The organism is Providencia sp. PROV182 (genome assembly GCF_028480325.1).
GTDB lineage: Bacteria > Pseudomonadota > Gammaproteobacteria > Enterobacterales > Enterobacteriaceae > Providencia > Providencia hangzhouensis.
Window position 1 is genome coordinate 86,120 of the sequence record NZ_JAMPOL010000011.1, and the last position, 18,230, is coordinate 104,349.

Below are 18,230 nucleotides of genomic sequence, written 5' to 3' on the forward strand. Positions count from 1 at the left end.
AAAGTACTCAATTAAGTGACTAAAATTAGGGCTTAAATCACAAATTTTAGTTTTTAAGATACTTACTTTCAAAAATGACGACGTCGTCATATTAAAAAAAATTTATTTTATCTATAACATTAAACAACCATTTTTCTTACATACATATCAATATTGATAGTTAAGCGTTAAAAAACTAAAGCAAATGCGTTATAAAAAAACGCTTAATGTTGACGTCAACATTAGGGTTAACAACTAGAAAGAGGTCTTAGAACATGAGTAACCTACCTGAAAAAATGAAAGCAGTTGTTTGTCATGGCCCACATGATTATCGCTTTGAAAATATTAAAAGACCAACGCCAGGATTTAGAGAAGTTGTCATCAAAGTTGATGGGTGCGGGATCTGTGCTGGCGACTGTAAAGCCAACGATGGTGCTCAAATGTTTTGGGGAGATGACCCATGGATCAAAGCCCCAGTAGTTCCTGGCCATGAGTTTTATGGCCGCGTTGCAGAGCTCGGTGAAGGCTCCGCTGAAAAATTCAAACTGAAAATCGGCGACCGCATCTTAGCAGAACAGATAGTCCCTTGCTGGGAGTGCCGTTTCTGTAAGTCTGGCAAATACTGGATGTGTGAAACCCATGATATTTACGGTTTCCAAAAAGAAGTTGCCGACGGTGGTATGGCTGAATATATGCGTTTTTCAGAACGCGCCATTATTCATAAAATCCCTGATGAACTATCTGATAAAGATGCCGCATTAATTGAGCCAATGGCTTGTGCTATCCACACTGTACGCCGTGGTGATATTGATTTAAATGACGTCGTCGTCATTGCAGGTGCAGGCCCACTAGGGCTGTGCATGATCCAAGTCGCAAAATTAAAAACGCCGAAAAAATTGGTTGTCATTGATGCGATTGATGAGCGCCTTGAATTAGCAAAAAAATTTGGTGCAGATGTCGTTATCAATCCACTGAAAGAAGATGCGATTAAATTAGTCAAAGATATGACTGAAGGCTATGGCTGTGACGTTTATATTGAAGCAACGGGTGCACCAATCGGTGTTACTCAAGGGCTAGAAATGATCCGCAAACTTGGCCGTTTCGTGGAATTCAGCGTGTTTGGTAAAGAAACAACAGTTGACTGGTCAATCATTGGTGACCGCAAAGAACTCGATATCCGCGGTGCTCACTTAGGGCCATATAGTTATGAAGTCGCTATTGACCTATTTAGCCGTGGCTTAGTTAGTGCTGATGATATCGTTACTCACTTCTATTCCATCGATGATTGGGAAGAAGCCTTTGTCATGGCGAAATCGGCAGACTCAATTAAAGTCGTCATCAAGCCATAAACATGTTTTAACTGGCAGTAATAATTGATAATTCAAATAAACACTAAATAAGTAAAAACCCTACATATAATTAAACGCTCTTTTAGGAGAACATCTTATGCTGAGTAAATTTAAAAAGTTAGCTGTCGCTGCAAGTGTACTGACTTTAGGTATGGCATTTAACGCTACCGCTAAGCCAGTTTCAGTGGGCATGTCATTTCAAGAATTAAATAATGAATATTTTGTCACCATGAAGGAAGCCTTAGAGAGCGCAACGGGTGATATGGGCGCACAACTATACATTTCTGATGCGGCTCATGATGTATCAAAACAAACCAGTGATATCGAAGATATGTTACAGAAAAAAATCGATATTCTGTTAATAAACCCGGCAGATAGCGTTGGTGCGGAAACGGCTGTACTGGCAGCGAAAAAAGCGGGAGTTGTAGTTATCGCCATTGATGCTCAAGCAAATGGCCCAATTGACTCTTTCGTTGGTTCTAAAAACTATGATGCTGGCTTAATGGCAGGTAAACGTTTAGGTGAAGCATTAGGCGGCAAAGGCGAAGTGGCAATTTTAGATGGTATTCCTGTTGTGCCAATTCTTGAGCGTGTTCGTGGTTTTGAAGCAGCGATGAAAGAATATCCAAATATCAAAATAGTAACTAAATTGAACGGTAAACAAGAACGTGATACTGCAATGAACGTTACAGAAAATATGTTGCAAGCAAACCCAACGCTAAATGGGATTTTCAGTGTTAACGATGTCGGTTCTTTAGGTGCGTTAGCAGCGATTGAGTCCTCTGGTCGTGATGTCAAATTAGTGAGTGTTGACGGTTCTCCTGAAGCGGTTGCTGAAATTGCCAAAGGTAACTCTCCATTTATTGCTACTTCAGCGCAATTCCCTCGTGACCAAGTTCGTATTGGTTTAGCTATGGGCTTAGCAAAATACTGGGGCGCTAATGTCCCTAAAGAAGTCCCAATTGATGTTAAATTGATCGACAAAACCAATGCTAAAGATTTTCACTGGTAATAGTTAGTTATCAATAACCAATGTATTGCACCTGTATTTCTGATGTTCGGTGCAATACATTTTCATAAATATTAATTATTAAATGCATATTGGAATAAAAATTCCAAATGGCTTTGTTACCCATTTTTAAGCAGTTGAGAAATATAGGGAAGCAATATGATGCAATTATTAGCATTAAAAGATGTCAGTAAAACTTTCCCTGGGGTTAAGGCGTTAGATAATATTAATCTCTCCCTAGAAAAAGGGGAGGTTCACGCATTATTAGGTGAAAACGGCGCAGGTAAATCAACGCTAATGAAAGTGTTATGTGGAATACATAAACCTGATAGCGGACAAATTCTGATTGAAGGCAAAGAACACACCTTTCATAACTACAGAGATGCCATCAAAGCTGGCGTAGGTATTATTTTCCAAGAATTTTCTCTTATTCCTTATTTAAACGCTTTTGAAAATATATTTTTAAATCGAGAGTTAAAAAATAAGTTTGGTTTATTAGATAGAAAATTAATGCGAAAAAAATCGCAGGAAATCCTAGCTGAGCTGGGTGTAAACATCAATATTGATGAACCTATTAGCCATTTAAGTATCGCAGAGCAACAGTTTGTTGAAATCGCAAAGGCTCTGTCTTTGGATGCTAAAATTTTAGTGTTAGATGAGCCAACTGCGACATTAACCCCCAATGAAGCAAACCATTTATTCGATGTAATGCGTGATTTAAAAGCTAAAGGGGTTGGAATGTTTTTTATTTCCCACCATCTAGAAGAAATTTATGAAATCTGTGACACCATCAGTGTACTACGTGACGGACAATATATAGGGTCGCGTAAGGTCGATGAAACAGATTTAGACGTTATTATCGAAATGATGGTTGGTCGTGAAGTTGAGAATATTTATCCTCATAAACGCCAATTCAACGAGCAAGAAGTCATCTTAGATGCAGAAGTTCAGCGTTTCTCATATAGCCCAACTAACCACCTTCAATTAAAGAGAGGTGAAATTTTAGGGCTTGCGGGGTTGGTGGGATCGGGTCGCACAGAAACTATTCTTGCCATGATCGGTGCTGATAAAGCATATAAGAAGAAAGTTATTTTAGAAGGCAAAGAAGTTAAAGTTAAATCGGCTGCGGCTGCATTGCAATTAGGTATCGGTTTATTACCAGAAAGCCGAAAAACTCAAGGCCTTGTATTGCCCTTTTCCGTTAAAGAAAATATATGGTTAAACAATCATGCTCAAAAATTATTTTTAATTCAAAATAAAAAAGAACTCACTTTATCTATTGATTTAATTTCCCAAGTAAAAGTTAAAACACCAGAACCTCACACCGCGGTTTCTACTTTAAGTGGTGGAAATCAGCAAAAGGTTGTTATTGCTCGCTGGCTAAATAAACAAGCCAAAATTCTTATTTTCGACGAACCCACCCGAGGTATTGATGTTGGGGCAAAATCAGAAATTTATCAGTTAATGCGCTCTCTAACTGAAAAAGGAATTTCCATTATTATGATTTCATCGGAGCTACCAGAAGTTATTGGTGTCAGTGATAGAGTTTTGGTTTTTCGAGATGGTGAAATTGCTGCTGAGTTAACTGGAGACGAAATAAACTCAACTCAGATCATGGTACATGCGGCCGGCAATATTATATAGGATAACGACTATGTCTAATCAAAGTGCAATTCCATTAACTAAAAATAAATTTAGTTTTTCTAAGCTAACAAAAATACCTGCATTTTTACCACTTGTTGGTTTAATTCTTTTATTTGTCTGCATGTCCATTTTTAATGAACATTTTTTAACTGTAAATAACCTTTCGACCATTGCTCGTCAGGTTTCTATTAATGCCATCATCGCTATTGGTATGACATTTGCTATCTTAACAGGTGGAATTGACTTGTCCGTTGGTGCTGTTATGGCGCTTTCTGGAACCTTGATGGCTGGCTTAATGAAATATTATGGAATGGATCCTTACGCCGCAATTGCTCTGGGCTTATTATCCGGTGTTGCTTTTGGCTTCATTAATGGAATTTTAGCCGCTTATGGTAAAATGCCACCAATCATTGTCACTTTAGGCGCCATGATTATTGCTAAAGGGCTAGCCTTAATTTATACCGGTGGCTACCCAGTGTCAGGGTTACCTCAAGAATTTGCTTTTTGGGGACGCGAAGAATTAATGGGAATTCAAGTTCCTATTTTATTAATGCTTGGCCTTTATCTTATTTTCTATGTTGTACTAAATCATGTCTCTTTTGGCCGTTATATTTACGCCATTGGCGGTAATGAAGAAGCTGCACGCCTGAGTGGTATCCGCGTTGAACGTTATAAAATGTTAGTTTACGTCATTAGCGGTTTTACTGCTGCATTCGCTGGGTTAATATTTACCTCTCGAGTAATGAGTGGGCAACCCAATGCAGGGGTAGGATTTGAGTTAGATGCTATTGCTGCGGTCGTACTCGGCGGCGCTTCAATTGCAGGAGGCCGTGGTATGATCATTGGCACACTGATTGGCGCAATGATCTTAGGCGTACTTAATAATGGTTTAAATTTATTAGGTATTTCACCTTATGTTCAATATATTGTAAAAGGTTTAATTATTTGGGGCGCTACCTTAATTAGCTCAATGAAACGCTAAATTAATAATACCTCATCGCCATTAAGATAGGCAGGTATCATTACCTGCCTATCTATAATTGCCATACTTCAAGTTGCATGGGTGTTGACTGTGTTCATATATGACTCGAATTCTTTAGAGTATATAAATCATAACGGATTTTCTTTCTAACTCTTATTAATAAACAACAAGTTTCCCATCAACAAATATTTGTTTTGTTTTATGATCTTTATGTGAATCTCGCTCTATTTCAGAAAACAATAACTCAGTTGTTAATTCACCAAGATATACTGAATCGTGGTGTACACCAGAAATAGATAAATGGTAAGTATCTGCATAGGGTGGTAAATCTACAGAAAAATAACGGCAAGAAAGGCCTAGCTCTAAAATAATTTTATACATCCCTGCCGTGATAATTCCATTCAACCCAACAATATACATATTTGGTGTATAAAGCTCTTGAACTTTTTTTCTTAGATAATCTTCATCATTCTTATTAAACATATAACTGCTGTATAAGACATTAATATTTTTTCTATTTGGAAAATTTTCATATATACCCGCTAAACGAGACAAACTAATTTCAGATCCTTCTGGCCCTGAAACAATCAGTGTGTTTTCACTATTCTGCTGGTTAAGAAATTTTCCTGTTAAAGCGCCAATTTCAAAGTTTTTCAAAAACAGCCCTGAATACTTATTTTGATAACCATAAATTGAACGGTCAACAAAAACTAAAGGCACATTATGTTGATCAATTAATGATAAGTAACTTGGTTGATAGTCTTTATCATCACGAACTGGCGATAGTAGGATCCCACTCGCTTTGTAGCTGACTAATGTTTCGATTGCTGTTTTTTCTGCTTTTTCATCACTATCTGAATCAAAAATCATGACTTGATAGCCTTTTTCTTTCGCTAAGCGTGAGACTGTTTGAATCAGTACGATATAAAATGGGTTAAATGTGCTATCAGTAACCACACCTATTATGCGGCTATTTTTGTTTTTCAGATTACGTGCAAAAAGATTTGGCACATAATTGAGCTCTTGTGCTATCGCTAATATTTTATCTCGAGTTTCCTTCTTTACCATCTCAGGATGATTAAATGCTCTAGAGACTGTAATATCAGTTACATTAGCACGTTTAGCTATATCAATTATCGTTGTTGAGCTATCTTGTTTTGTCATAATTATACTAGTCAACCTTTAATGATTACCCAGAAGAGTATATTAGCAATCCATTTCACTATTATCAGGGTAGAAAAATGCGATGGTTCATTATACCTTTTTGAGCTTGAAGATAAATCAAATTTACTTTTTTAAAGAAGAATAAATGATTGAACATTCAAAATAGTGACACACTGCATGAATTATAAAAATTTATTTAATAAGTGATATTTAAAACCTATTTCAAATGACATTAAATTCAATCAATACTGATGAAATCAACCCTAAGGCAACAAAGATAACAGCACTTGAAAATAGTATTTGAATGGCTTTATTAGAAATATAATGCATTATTAATCGACCAATTAATAAGCCAACAACACATGAAGCAATGAAAACGATGCTAATTTCTTTAGGATATTGAAACCCATTCCAGACATTAATAAAAATACTAATACTACCAATACAGAAGATAACCATTAATGATGTTGCGATAATACTCTTCATATTCAAATTAGTGAATTTTCGCAATGCAGGAACAATAATAAAACCACCACCGACACCTAACATGCCAGTAAGTAATCCTGTAATGACACCAATTCCCCCAAAGATTAACGCTGTTTTAGTGTTCCAAATAAATTTCCCAGTTTCTGTATTAATTAAACAATGTGCATCATTTTGCTCATCACCCCGATTGAAAAATATACGTCCCCCGACATAAAGCATAACAAGGCTAAAAATAAGCGTTAACCAAACTGGAGGAACAATATGGGCAAGGTAAATACCATACTTAGCAGAAGGAATACTCAATAGCGCTATCCAAATAGCGGCTTTATAGCGAATATTCTTTTTTATAAGCCCTTGAATAACACTAATAAAAGCCGCTATTGTAATAGCTAAAAGCCCTACAGGTGCTGCTAATGCTACACTCCAATTTTGGCTTGCCATTAAAGCAGGAACAGCAAGAATTCCACCTCCCGCTCCCGTTAAACCTAGTAGACAGCCTATCAATAGCCCTTCTAATATCAGTATTAACATTATGAATGTCTTATCATTATTATTAAATATATTCGCTGAATATTAACGCTTACCGAGCGTTTTCTCCAATACCATTAATGCCCTATTAAATGGTACTTCTCCTGCAATAATATCGATTAACCGAGTATCTTGGAAAACCGCAATTGTCGGCACTGATTTTATACCATATCGAGGAGCTAAAGTGGGCGATTGAGCAATATCAACAATACCAAAATCGATGTTATTTTCTTGAAAACACTCAGAAAACTTAGTAAAAATAGGATACATATTTTTACACGGTAAACACCAAGAAGCCGAAAAATAAACAACTACAGTTTGTTGCTCATCTTGCTCTAGGGGGTAAAGTGTACTCGAGAAATTATCACTATCTAATGATAAAATATTCGACATTATATGCTACCTTTTGTGATTTTTTCCTAAACTAACATATTGGAACAATACACTAGATAATAAGTCACCTTTTGTCCATTAATTATTTAGTATTATTTGGCATTTGATTACTTTCATTTAAGAACAATAAACCAATTTAACATTTTATCACAATAAAGCATAAAAATATGATTCATAATAAATAGTAAAAACAAACTCGCTATATTAACTTTAAAAAATCATACGATATATAAACCACTTTTAGCTTTTTATTATACATTGGATTTTTATTCCTGAATATTATCAGCATTGATGAACCTAGATTATTTAATATAATTTAAAGATGTTTATCATTAAATAATAAACTATTTTTTTACTCTTATTCTTTATTAGCCATTCAATTTTAGCCCATTTAGATGGGTATCCGTTTCTGTTCTTTTTCTTTATCAAAAATCATATTCAGCTTCTCATGGGCATTGTCTGTATATCGACTTAAATCAGTAACATCTTGTTTCTGATTTGCCTTATCGCAAATAACAATCTCACCTTCCGATACCGCTGTATGAGTGGTGTTGCTGGCTTTGCCTGCATTGATGCCAGTTTGTTTATCCACCGATTGGTAATCGCTGTGCATCTCGGTTTTGCTGGCATTGAGACTCAGTGAACCACCGCCCGCTTGGCTACCATAGGGAGACAAAAGGTAAGCAAAATCGATCTATAGCTAAAATTACGTTTTAAAATCATTAGAATTATTAATTGTATTGGTTTGAGATAAAGTAATATACGAAACATCACACACCTTAAGTCAAATTACAATCACACTCATTTAAGCTTTTTTATAACTCATCTAACTTCATATATTATGATTATGATTATAATCATAATTTAACATAAAAATATTTTTTGTAATAAACAATATAAAACGGTAGCAATTTAAATAAATTATTTGAGTTCAATGCGATTTTTTATAAAACTTACCTTTATTTGTATCAAAAACACAAATAAAGCCCATTAACTAGTTGAATAAAATGAAATCTTAAGAAAAAACACCCGTTAAATGTATAAGTAATTATTATATTTCAATTCTGAATCGACAATAGATAACAAGGCAAAAATTAATTTGCTCTTGTTATCTATTTTGACGAGAGAAAAATAATTAGCTATTGCTAATATTAAGCTTCAACGCAGCGGCGATAGCGAGTGGCGAAAAGGTGATGCTGGCGGCAAATAACGCGGCAAGAATGGCAAAATAGCCATCGAGAGGCATTTTAAAGCTGTGGGCTTCCATCGTACCTGTTGCATAAATCAGCACAGGAATATACAGCGGTAAAACAAGCAAGCTCACCAAGACACCGCCTTTTTTTAAGGAAACGGTTAATGCTGCACCAATCGCCCCAATAAAACTCAATACAGGTGTGCCCAATAATAATGTCCCTACTAATACAAATAGTGTGTCTGCGCTAAAAGACAACATTAATGCCGCAACAGGGGATAACAAGATCAAGGGCAGCCCTGTGACTAACCAGTGGGCAATCACTTTCGCAAATACAGTGATAAATAAAGGATGCGGTGCGAGTAACAGTTGCTCAAGGGAGCCATCAAGGTAGTCATCCTTAAATAAACGCTCTAGTGATAATAGTGAAGACAAAATGGCCGCAACCCAAAACACCCCAACAGCAATGCGCGCTAATAATTGAGGTTCAGGGCCAATACTCAGGGGAAATAGTGTGATAACAATTAAGAAAAACCATAGCGGATTAACGAGTTCAGAAAACCCTCGGAACGCAATTTTAAGCTCTCTTTTAATTAATAACCAAAACATGATTCAACCCCACCCGTCAGTTTTAGTGAACCAAATTGCCCTGACATCGCTTGGTGGGAGGTAAACAAAATAATCCCCCCTTGCTCTGCATGCTGATGAAAACGTTCTGTTAAACGAGCGACCCCCGCCACATCAATGGCGGTAAAAGGCTCATCAAGTATCCATAGAGGGGCTTCACTTAGCCATAATCTCGCTAAATTAACACGCCGTTGTTGCCCAGCAGAAAGTTGGCTAACAGGAATATCTTCATAACCAATTAGCGAAACTTCTTCTAAAGCAGACCAAATACGCTCACCTTCATGCCCTTTATGGTGCATTTGGTAATAAAATTTGAGGTTTTCATAAGGTGTTAATAATGATTTAACCGCTGGTTTGTGGCCTAAATAAAGTAAATGACGAGTAAATTCTTCTTTTAGTTTATCAATCGATTGATTATTCCAACAGACAGCCCCTTCATCAGGTTTTAATAACCCAGCCATCATTCGTAGCAAGGTTGTTTTCCCCGCTCCATTTGGCCCTTCAACTTGCAAGATTTCACTAGGTTGCACTATAAAATCAAGTTGATGGAATAACACCCTATTTTGCCGATGGCAACTCACTTGTTGAGCACTTAGCATGAAGCACAATTCCCGTTATTTTTATTTTAAGGTTAGCTTTTTGCAACTTTGTTCAACAGCATATCACTAATAGAGTCGCTCGATATTGCTTCACCGCAAAGCACTTGCATCAAAACCTCTGAACCTAGCGTAGATAATGAAAACAACATATCAGGTTTAAGTAAGCGAACTTTATCCATATTGCTTTCTTGGTTAATTAGCACCACGGTTTTTACCGAGCCACCTTCCCCTGCTTGTTCTTTCACTCCCAATAAAGCGAAAGTACTGAGCGAATCGCTATCTGTCATCACTAACACACACTTTGCGTGTTTAACATTAGCAGCGGCGAGCAATTCGGAACTGGTTGGGTCACCGGTCACAATATTATCTTTTTCGGGATAATGACTGCGATGATTTTCTTGGCAAATCACAGCCACCGGTAGCTCCCGTTTTTTCAGCCCTTGATAGACATTAACAGCCATTGGTGTGCTACCAATCACCACATAATGATTTTTCATATAAGAAAACCTCTTACGCACGATTTCTTTCGTACCTTTCGCTAACACCCCAACAATATAAACCACTGAAGTGGTAAAAATTGTAATTCCTAAAATAATCACCGTCACCGTGAATACACGCGCATCCACTGTAACCGGAACAATGTCACCAAACCCGACCGTTGTCATACAGACTAAAGCAAAATAAAAGGCCGTTGTGCCGTCTTTAACCACTGGTGAAAATTCATCACCAATATATAAAGTACCAAAAATGGAATACAGCAATAATGCAATAATACAGGTTATTGCCACAAAGCCAGCACTGGTTAAGCTATGGTGATGATACAACTTCCAAAAAAGGCACAAAGCAACCAATAAAAAGAGGGAAAAATAACCTTGATGTATGTTTTCTTGTGTTAACCGCAGGTCAACAAATGAAATAATCCCAAGTAAAAATAAGGAGAACACCCAAGCAATACGGGCTCCGTTAACCATAAATAACGATAGGAAAATCAGTGAAATTCCCAATAAAAAACGAGGAATATCCAGTAACTTCATAAAGCCGAGTGATTTTAACCACTGTGTTAGCCCTGACTCGCGCCAATCAATGTAGTCGGTATAAGCACTTAATACAGGCTTTAAAATCATTGCGCCATCAATAATTATTAGCAATGAAAGCAACACCCTGATTGATAGAGGTGATTTTAAAAAAGCCACAAATGAATTATCTAACATGTATTGCTCTCACCCTTCATTGATGCATTCGTCAAATTTTCTTATATACCATAAATATATCAAAGGATAGTACCAATGGCGTAAAGACGATGACAAATGCTAATTGGACATTTTACTATTTTAACAATGGCTAGCAAAACATCGTCTATAATTGAATATCACGATAGCTGCCCAATTCCAAGCGAACAAAACAGCTTTTAAAAAACACTAGTAAACAAACGGTTATATGATTATTAAGGAAATATTATTTATAGATAATATATTTTGGAACTTAAACTACGTCTTTATATCTAAAAACCGATTTCTCAATTATTTTTCAATTCGATTTAACAATAATAGAAAACAAGAGTTTAAAAACCTATGAGTAACACTACACACTCGGAAAAATTTAGCTGGACCTCACTGTTCTGGTTACTAATCTACTTTTGGTATTTTTCATCACTATTACAACTGTATGTGCTCGTAACAGGGCAAAGTAATTCTATTGGCCTAAGAGATTCACTACTCTATAGCTCTCTTTGGCTGGTTCCTGCCCTACTGTTCCCTAAAAAAGTTAAGTTAGTTGCGGGACTAATTGGTATTGTTTTATGGCTTTCTTCGGTAGTTGCCCTCGCCTACTTTGTGGTTTATGGGCATCAAATATCCCAAAGTGTCATGTTTGTGATGTTTGAAACCAATACTAATGAAGCAGGCGAATTCCTTAAACAATATTTTAGCTTCAAAGTCTTAGGTGTCATACTCGCCTATACTGTAGTCGCAATTTTTCTATGGACACGTCTAAAACCGGTAACACTGCCAAAATCAGGGCGAATCGGTATTTCATTGTTAATTTTAGTTATTTTGTTCGGTATTCCTTATTATAACAAAGGCATTAAACAAGACCGACCAATGGCCAATGTCGCATCATATTTAAATAGTAAACTCGCCTACGCTGCCCCATGGCAGTTTGTGAGTGGTTACTTTTTATATAAAAACCAGCTAGCAAACATGGAGGAATTAATCCGCGACAACAGTAAAATTCCACCATTAGAAAACTTTGTCGATGCAAACGGTGATACACCCCGCACATTTGTATTAGTAATAGGTGAGTCCACCAGCCGCGATAGAATGAGCCTATATGGCTATTCACGCCCAACGACACCTGAGTTAGATGAACTTGCAAGGGATTATCCTGCTAATTTATCCGTATTCAATGATGTTGTGACGTCGCGACCTTATACTATTGAAGCACTACAACAAATTCTGACGTTTGCGACACAAACTGAGCCTGAACTGTTCAATTCGCGCCCTTCTATGATGAACATGATGAAGCAAGCGGGCTTTAAAACGTTTTGGATCACTAACCAGCAGACGATGACTGAACGCAACACCTTATTAACGGCATTCTCTCGCCAAACAGATAAGCAATATTATTTGAATAATGATATGGCTCAAAGCTCACGTATCTATGATGACGTGGTTTTTGCACCATTCAAAGAAGCGCTTGCAGACCCAGCAGAAAAGAAATTTATCGTGGTCCATCTGTTAGGAACACATATGCGCTATGAGTTCCGCTATCCAGAAGATAAAGCCATTTTCAAAGATAAAGACAGCGTGGTTCCCGCTAACCTAAATGATGATGAAGTGAAAGATTATAATGCTTACGATAACGCACAACATTATAACGATTATGTTGTTTCAACATTAATCAAGGACTTTGATTCTTCAAAAGAAAATGGTTTTCTGGTGTTTTTCTCAGACCATGGTGAAGATGTTTATGATACCCCGCCTCATAAAATGTTAGGGCGTAGTGAAGGTAAGCCAAGTAAAGTCATTTATAATGTGCCTTTCCTAGTTTGGCAATCACCTGAGTGGCTATCAACTCATCAATTTGATTTGAATGATAAAACAACCCGACCATTCAGTAATATGGACTTTATCTACGCGTGGTCTGATTTAGCAGGTTTAAACTATACTGGGTTTGAGCCCGAAAAAAGCCTGTTTAATGAGGCATTTAAACCTCAACCTCGTTATATTGGTGACCCAGATAATAAATCCTCATTAATGCTTTATGATGATTTAAAACAATAATTAGGTCTCTGTCGGTGAAATGTTATCTGCATTTCACCGACCTATTCATTTAAGCTATAACTTTCAGATGCTGTGCTCCCTTGCGGTTTATTTTACCATCCCGCAAAATAAACGTGACTTCACCACGCCAAAATTCAGCTAAGAAAATATCGTTTATTGATTCAATATTTTGTAATTCAATTTGCTGCATTAACCAAGCTTCATCTCTTTCGATAGATTCCAAACCATAGCTTCTAATAACCCCTTCCTTTATCAGGATCACTGATGGCATATTTTTTTCATCACAAATAATGGTTAGCTGCCCATCAGGTTCTATTTGTGCATAATAAATTTCTTGAAAGGAATGAATGCCTTGTGCATGAATTCGAGATGAAATATTGATGAGGTCTATCTTATTGGCTTTTTCTAAGATGTTTTCCATTATAAATTGGCCTTTTTTAATGATAGGTATGGGATTACCAATGGCCACATTACGAAAAAAATTAAATCTTTTTGTTAAAAAGTTCAAAAAGCTTATAAACAAAACACCAATAATTAAAATAGTCACATACTGGTACAATGGGATAGTATCACTGTAAATCACCCCACCAATAATACCTCCTAAAACAAAATTACCAATAAAATCAATAGGAGTCATTTGGGAAAGCTGCGTTTTTCCCGATAGATTCATATGAGTGATAACAATGGCAAAACCGATAATAAATTTTAAAATAATCAACGAATAATAGTACGCCATAATGCTATTCCTTTGTTATCTAAGCCATACATTTGTTTTCATTATTTATTTAATAATAAGTTCGATCAGTTTAGCTTGGTTTTCTATATTTTATAACTCTATAGCATGGAACAAGAGATGACTTTCCAAAAAAAAGCATTCACTTGAGTTTGCAATCAAAAAAATATAACGATTTCAGTTTGTTACCTAATTATTTTATAACTCACTTAATTTCAACTATAGTTAAATATACACATTGGCGATTATGCCAATATCGAGCTTTAATAACATTTTTACCAGCATCGTGCTAAGGATATGTTTATGAATATAAAACTCATCACTTCACTTCTTTTCGCGGGAATTGTTACAGTTATCGTAGGTTGTGATGACTCATCCAAACCAAGTGACACCGTTAAACAAGCTGAAGAAAAAGCCCAGCAATTAAAAGAAGATGGTGAACAAAAAGCTGATGAATTAACGAAAGATGCGCAAAATAAAGCTGAAGAGTTAAAACAAAATGCGTCAGAACTGAGCCAAGAAGTTAAAACGGATGCGATTAATAAAGCTGACGAAGTCGCAACCGATATGAAAGAAAAAACGGAATCGCTCAAAGCAGAAAATGACGCAGAAACCAATAAAAAATAATTTTCCTCTCAGTTCCCTTCAAGAATGTGGGCTTTAAATGCCTGCATTCTTATTTGGTGCAAAAAGACAACAAAAACCACCTAACTCTTTCGCCATTCCACGATATAATTATGTTTCTTATTCGCTAGCTACCAGGAAAACTAATGCAAATTAAACATAGCATGGGGTACACAAACCCAGAACTCCTTACTGATGCTTTCAACCTGCGCCAACAAGTTTTTACTCAAGAACAGGGGTTTCCCGCTGATATCGATGTCGATGAATATGATGAGTCCGCATTACATGTCGTTTTGTATTTAGATGGGCAGCCAGCTGCGGTATTACGTTGTGTACTACTTGAAGACAATCTCATCAAAGTTGGCCGTGTCGCAGTACAAAAATCACACCGAAGTAAAGGGTTAGGACGTGAATTAATGAAATTTGTAGAGCAATATGGCCGTTCTCATCATTACCATAAAATCGCTCTTTCAGCGCAATATACTGCCATTGATTTTTACCATACTCTGGGGTACCAAACTGAGGGAGAAATGTATGATGAAGAGGGAATGGACCACATTTATATGACATTATCTTTAGAGTAATAATTGCCCTTGAATTAAATTTTCTCGCCTCTATATTGGTATATAGGTCAATATTTAATCAAAAAGAGGTGAATGATGGCAAATGGTTGGGCAAATGAAGATGCTGTTCAAGAACAAATTGATGCCACTCTTGATGATGCGGTAGCGAAAGCTCGTCGCCAATTGCACTCAGGTGAAAGTGCCGAGTTTTGTGAAGAGTGTGGTGAGGCAATTCCTGAGGCTCGCCGTTTAGCATTACCCGGCGTTAAATTCTGTATCAACTGCCAAAATGAATTAGACAAAAAACAATCTACATTTAGTGGCTATAATCGGCGTGGCAGTAAGGATAGCCAATTACGCTAATCACATTTCCACCTCCATTTATCTAAGGTTTTTACTTATCTAGTACTTACTTTCACTCATTTGCGTTAACTTATTGGTAAAACATGTAAATACTGCACTGTTAATTATTAATTTAATGATAATTAACATGATATTTTTATCCTCTATTTAATGTTATTTCCCGATATTGTTGATCATTCACTCGTATCATGGCAGTATAACCGCCTATTTTTTAACTTATGAAGGTGATAAAGACTCGGGTTTCATCGCTATTTTTGGCAGTTTAGCCTGCCCTCAACACCATATTATTGTTCTTTCTATCTCGTTTCCTTAGGGGAAATTTTTCGCAATTATTCATTGTTTCATTAAGAAGGACAGCTCGCTGCATATTTGTCGATATCGGTATGCCAAAAATAAAATAAAACAAAACAAAAGAAGGTTGTTATGAGTCAAATTGATACTGATTCTAAAAAAATTCGTTCTAAAATTAGTCCCCCTGTATTTTATAGCTCTGCCGTTATTATTTTGGTTATCGTTGGCTTTGCCGCTTTGATGCCAGAAGTCGCAGAATCTCATCTAAGTCATCTTCAGCAAAACTTATTCAATAATGCTAGCTGGTTTTACATTCTAGCCGTCGCTATTATTCTTTTGAGTGTGACTTATCTGGGACTCTCCCGTTATGGGCAAATAAAATTAGGCCCAGACCACGCCCAACCCAATTTTAGCTATGTCTCGTGGTTTGCCATGCTTTTCTCAGCAGGTATGGGAATTGGGCTAATGTTTTTTGGGGTTGCAGAACCCGTAATGCACTACCTCAACCCACCTGTAGGTGAACCGCAAACCGTTGAAGCCGCAAAAGAAGCCATGCGCTTAACGTTCTTCCACTGGGGGTTACATGCTTGGGCTATCTATGCCATTGTCGCATTAATTTTAGCGTTTTTTAGCTATCGCCACGGCCTCCCTCTCACATTACGCTCTGCCCTTTACCCCATTATTGGTGAGCGTATTTATGGCCCAATAGGCCATGCAGTTGATGTATTTGCAGTAGTAGGGACGGTATTTGGTGTTGCAACATCTTTAGGCTTCGGTGTACTGCAAGTTAACGCTGGGATGAACCATTTATTTGGTTTACCAGTCAGCGAAACCGTACAGGTGGCTTTGATCATCATTTTTACAGGGCTTGCAACAATTTCCGTTGTTTCAGGACTAGATAAAGGTATCCGTATCTTATCGGAACTCAATCTTGGCCTCGCATTTCTATTGCTCGTATTAATCGTTGCTTTAGGGCCAACTGTGCTTCTTTTAAAATCTTTCGTTGAGAATACAGGTGGCTACCTTTCAGAGATCGTCAATAAAACCTTCAATCTCTATGCCTATGAACCCAAATCAAGTAATTGGTTAGGCGGCTGGACACTACTGTATTGGGGATGGTGGTTATCTTGGTCGCCATTTGTCGGTATGTTTATTGCCCGTATCTCTCGCGGTCGTAGTATTCGTGAATTTGTCATGGGGGTATTATTTGTCCCTGCTGGCTTCACTTTAATGTGGATGACATTCTTCGGTAACACAGCGATTGATTTAATTAAAAATAAAGGCGCAACCTTATTAGCCGAAACTGTTCAGGCAGACGTATCTCTCGCTTTGTTTGAATTCCTTAATTATTTTCCATTCTCTTCGGTTTTATCTTTCTTTGCTATGCTAATGGTCATTGTGTTTTTCGTGACTTCAGCGGATTCAGGAGCAATGGTGGTTGATACTTTAGCTTCAGGCGGCGATTCTAATACCCCTGTTTGGCAACGTATCTTTTGGGCGGGTTTAATGGGTATCGTTGCGATAACAATGTTACTCGCAGGTGGTCTCCAAGCGTTACAAACACTGACAATTGCGAGTGCTCTTCCCTTTGCTGTCGTTTTGCTCGCCTCCATTTATGGCTTGTTCAAAGCCTTAAGAGTCGATGCCTATAAGCGCGATAGCCAACAGTTAGCGACCATTGCACCAACTGCCAGCCGTAACCCTATTCCGTGGCAGCGACGCTTGCGTAACATCGTATATTTCCCTAAACGCGCGCATGTTAAACGCTTTATGGAAGAATCTGTGAAGCCATCAATGGAAATGGTATCTGAAGAACTGGCTAAGCAAGGTACTGTATGCCATATCCATACTGATAAAGATGACCGAATAGGTTTTGAAGTGGATTTAGGCGAAGATATGAACTTTTTATACGAAGTTCGCCTCCGTTACTATATTCAACCGTCATTTGCGTTATCGGGTATGGGGACAGAAAGTGATGATGAAAAGAGCGAGGAGCAACGCTACTATCGCGCTGAAATTCACTTAAAAGAAGGTGGGCAAGATTATGACGTGATGGGCTGGGCAAAAGAGCAGATCATTCACGATATCCTAGACCAATACGAAAAACATATCCATTTCTTACACTTACTGGGTAAGTAGCCCCAAAAAAGAAACATTACCTAAAATGTGTCGATAAGAATTCACAGGCGGCTAAAATTATAGCCGCCTCCGCCTGTGTTTATTCGATTATCTATTAATGCAATAGAATCCTATTTTATGACATTTGAATTTTTGATAATAAAGTACTTACGCTAGCTAAGTCTTCAGGATGAACTTTTAAATATTTTTCACAAGCTAATCTGGCATAGTAAAAGCAAGTTTCTTCACTGACGACTATTTCATCTTCTTTTTCTGGAGGATAACTTATTGCAAAAAAACACCCT

17 protein-coding genes and 1 pseudogene are annotated in these 18,230 nt (G+C 37.1%); 9 read left to right on the plus strand and 9 right to left on the minus strand.

All coding sequences use genetic code 11. The features are described from left to right. Nucleotides 1-254: 254 nt before the first annotated feature. The 4 genes from PR834_RS09725 (at nt 255) to PR834_RS09740 (ending at nt 4,963) form a co-directional block, all read left to right on the plus strand. On the plus strand, nt 255-1,328 hold the full coding sequence (locus PR834_RS09725) for an erythritol/L-threitol dehydrogenase (RefSeq protein WP_004905239.1): 1,074 nt from the start codon (nt 255-257) through the stop codon (nt 1,326-1,328). Nucleotides 1,329-1,479: 151 nt separating this feature from the next. Next, nucleotides 1,480-2,340: an ABC transporter substrate-binding protein gene (locus tag PR834_RS09730; protein ID WP_370661211.1), complete on the plus strand. Its 861-nt coding sequence runs from the start codon at nt 1,480-1,482 to the stop codon at nt 2,338-2,340. Nucleotides 2,341-2,496: 156 nt separating this feature from the next. Next, on the plus strand, nt 2,497-3,981 hold the full coding sequence (locus tag PR834_RS09735) for a sugar ABC transporter ATP-binding protein (protein WP_094963062.1): 1,485 nt from the start codon (nt 2,497-2,499) through the stop codon (nt 3,979-3,981). A gap of 10 nt (nt 3,982-3,991) precedes the next feature. Beyond that, nucleotides 3,992-4,963, plus strand: coding sequence for an ABC transporter permease (locus PR834_RS09740; protein ID WP_004905244.1), 972 nt, complete (start codon nt 3,992-3,994; stop codon nt 4,961-4,963). Nucleotides 4,964-5,119: 156 nt separating this feature from the next. Here the strand turns inward: PR834_RS09740 and PR834_RS09745 are convergent, their stop codons facing one another. The 7 genes from PR834_RS09745 to PR834_RS09775 all read right to left on the minus strand — a co-directional run bounded on the left by PR834_RS09745 (nt 5,120) and on the right by PR834_RS09775 (nt 11,163). Beyond that, a complete protein-coding gene (locus PR834_RS09745) occupies nt 5,120-6,127 on the minus strand; it encodes a LacI family DNA-binding transcriptional regulator (RefSeq protein ID WP_004905247.1) in 1,008 nt (335 codons plus the stop codon). 222 nt (nt 6,128-6,349) lie between these two features. After that, complete coding sequence (locus PR834_RS09750; RefSeq protein WP_004905249.1) at nt 6,350-7,144, minus strand: sulfite exporter TauE/SafE family protein; 795 nt, start codon at nt 7,142-7,144, stop codon at nt 6,350-6,352. 42 nt (nt 7,145-7,186) lie between these two features. After that, on the minus strand, nt 7,187-7,534 hold the full coding sequence (locus PR834_RS09755; protein WP_272536618.1) for a thioredoxin family protein: 348 nt from the start codon (nt 7,532-7,534) through the stop codon (nt 7,187-7,189). A 391-nt stretch (nt 7,535-7,925) separates the two neighbouring features. After that, the gene (locus PR834_RS09760; protein WP_036958541.1) at nt 7,926-8,147 is read right to left on the minus strand and encodes a hypothetical protein; all 222 of its coding nucleotides are present in this window, start codon (nt 8,145-8,147) and stop codon (nt 7,926-7,928) included. Between the two features lie 522 nt (nt 8,148-8,669). Then, on the minus strand, nt 8,670-9,335 hold the full coding sequence (ccmB, locus tag PR834_RS09765) for a heme exporter protein CcmB (RefSeq protein ID WP_272536619.1): 666 nt from the start codon (nt 9,333-9,335) through the stop codon (nt 8,670-8,672). Beyond that, a complete protein-coding gene (gene ccmA, locus PR834_RS09770; RefSeq protein WP_004914240.1) occupies nt 9,320-9,952 on the minus strand; it encodes a cytochrome c biogenesis heme-transporting ATPase CcmA in 633 nt (210 codons plus the stop codon). The genes ccmB and ccmA overlap by 16 nt, the downstream gene beginning before the upstream one ends. A gap of 32 nt (nt 9,953-9,984) precedes the next feature. Further along, on the minus strand, nt 9,985-11,163 hold the full coding sequence (locus PR834_RS09775; protein ID WP_004905258.1) for an ion channel: 1,179 nt from the start codon (nt 11,161-11,163) through the stop codon (nt 9,985-9,987). 360 nt (nt 11,164-11,523) lie between these two features. On the opposite strand from PR834_RS09775, the gene cptA reads away from it, so the two are divergent. Continuing rightward, nucleotides 11,524-13,233: a phosphoethanolamine transferase CptA gene (gene cptA, locus PR834_RS09780; protein WP_094963057.1), complete on the plus strand. Its 1,710-nt coding sequence runs from the start codon at nt 11,524-11,526 to the stop codon at nt 13,231-13,233. A 49-nt stretch (nt 13,234-13,282) separates the two neighbouring features. Here cptA and PR834_RS09785 read toward each other — a convergent pair whose 3' ends face one another. Beyond that, nucleotides 13,283-13,969 carry a DUF421 domain-containing protein gene (locus PR834_RS09785; RefSeq protein ID WP_206277890.1) on the minus strand — a complete coding sequence of 229 codons (687 nt, stop codon included), beginning with the start codon at nt 13,967-13,969 and terminating at the stop codon, nt 13,283-13,285. A gap of 300 nt (nt 13,970-14,269) precedes the next feature. Here PR834_RS09785 and PR834_RS09790 point away from each other — a divergent pair, with 300 nt between their 5' ends. The 4 genes from PR834_RS09790 (at nt 14,270) to PR834_RS09805 (ending at nt 17,946) form a co-directional block, all read left to right on the plus strand. Beyond that, nucleotides 14,270-14,593, plus strand: coding sequence for a hypothetical protein (locus PR834_RS09790; RefSeq protein ID WP_036958543.1), 324 nt, complete (start codon nt 14,270-14,272; stop codon nt 14,591-14,593). Between the two features lie 143 nt (nt 14,594-14,736). After that, nucleotides 14,737-15,174 (plus strand): GNAT family N-acetyltransferase, encoded by a 438-nt coding sequence (locus tag PR834_RS09795; RefSeq protein WP_004905264.1) that lies wholly within the window; start codon nt 14,737-14,739, stop codon nt 15,172-15,174. A 75-nt stretch (nt 15,175-15,249) separates the two neighbouring features. Further along, nucleotides 15,250-15,516: a DksA/TraR family C4-type zinc finger protein gene (locus PR834_RS09800; RefSeq protein ID WP_036958544.1), complete on the plus strand. Its 267-nt coding sequence runs from the start codon at nt 15,250-15,252 to the stop codon at nt 15,514-15,516. A gap of 423 nt (nt 15,517-15,939) precedes the next feature. After that, entirely contained in the window at nt 15,940-17,946 is a 2,007-nt protein-coding gene (locus PR834_RS09805) for a BCCT family transporter (RefSeq protein ID WP_094963056.1), read from the plus strand. 115 nt (nt 17,947-18,061) lie between these two features. Here the strand turns inward: PR834_RS09805 and cdiI are convergent. Beyond that, nucleotides 18,062-18,217: pseudogene (gene cdiI / locus PR834_RS09810) on the minus strand (ribonuclease toxin immunity protein CdiI); the annotation flags it as partial. Between the last annotated feature and the right edge of the window lie 13 nt (nt 18,218-18,230).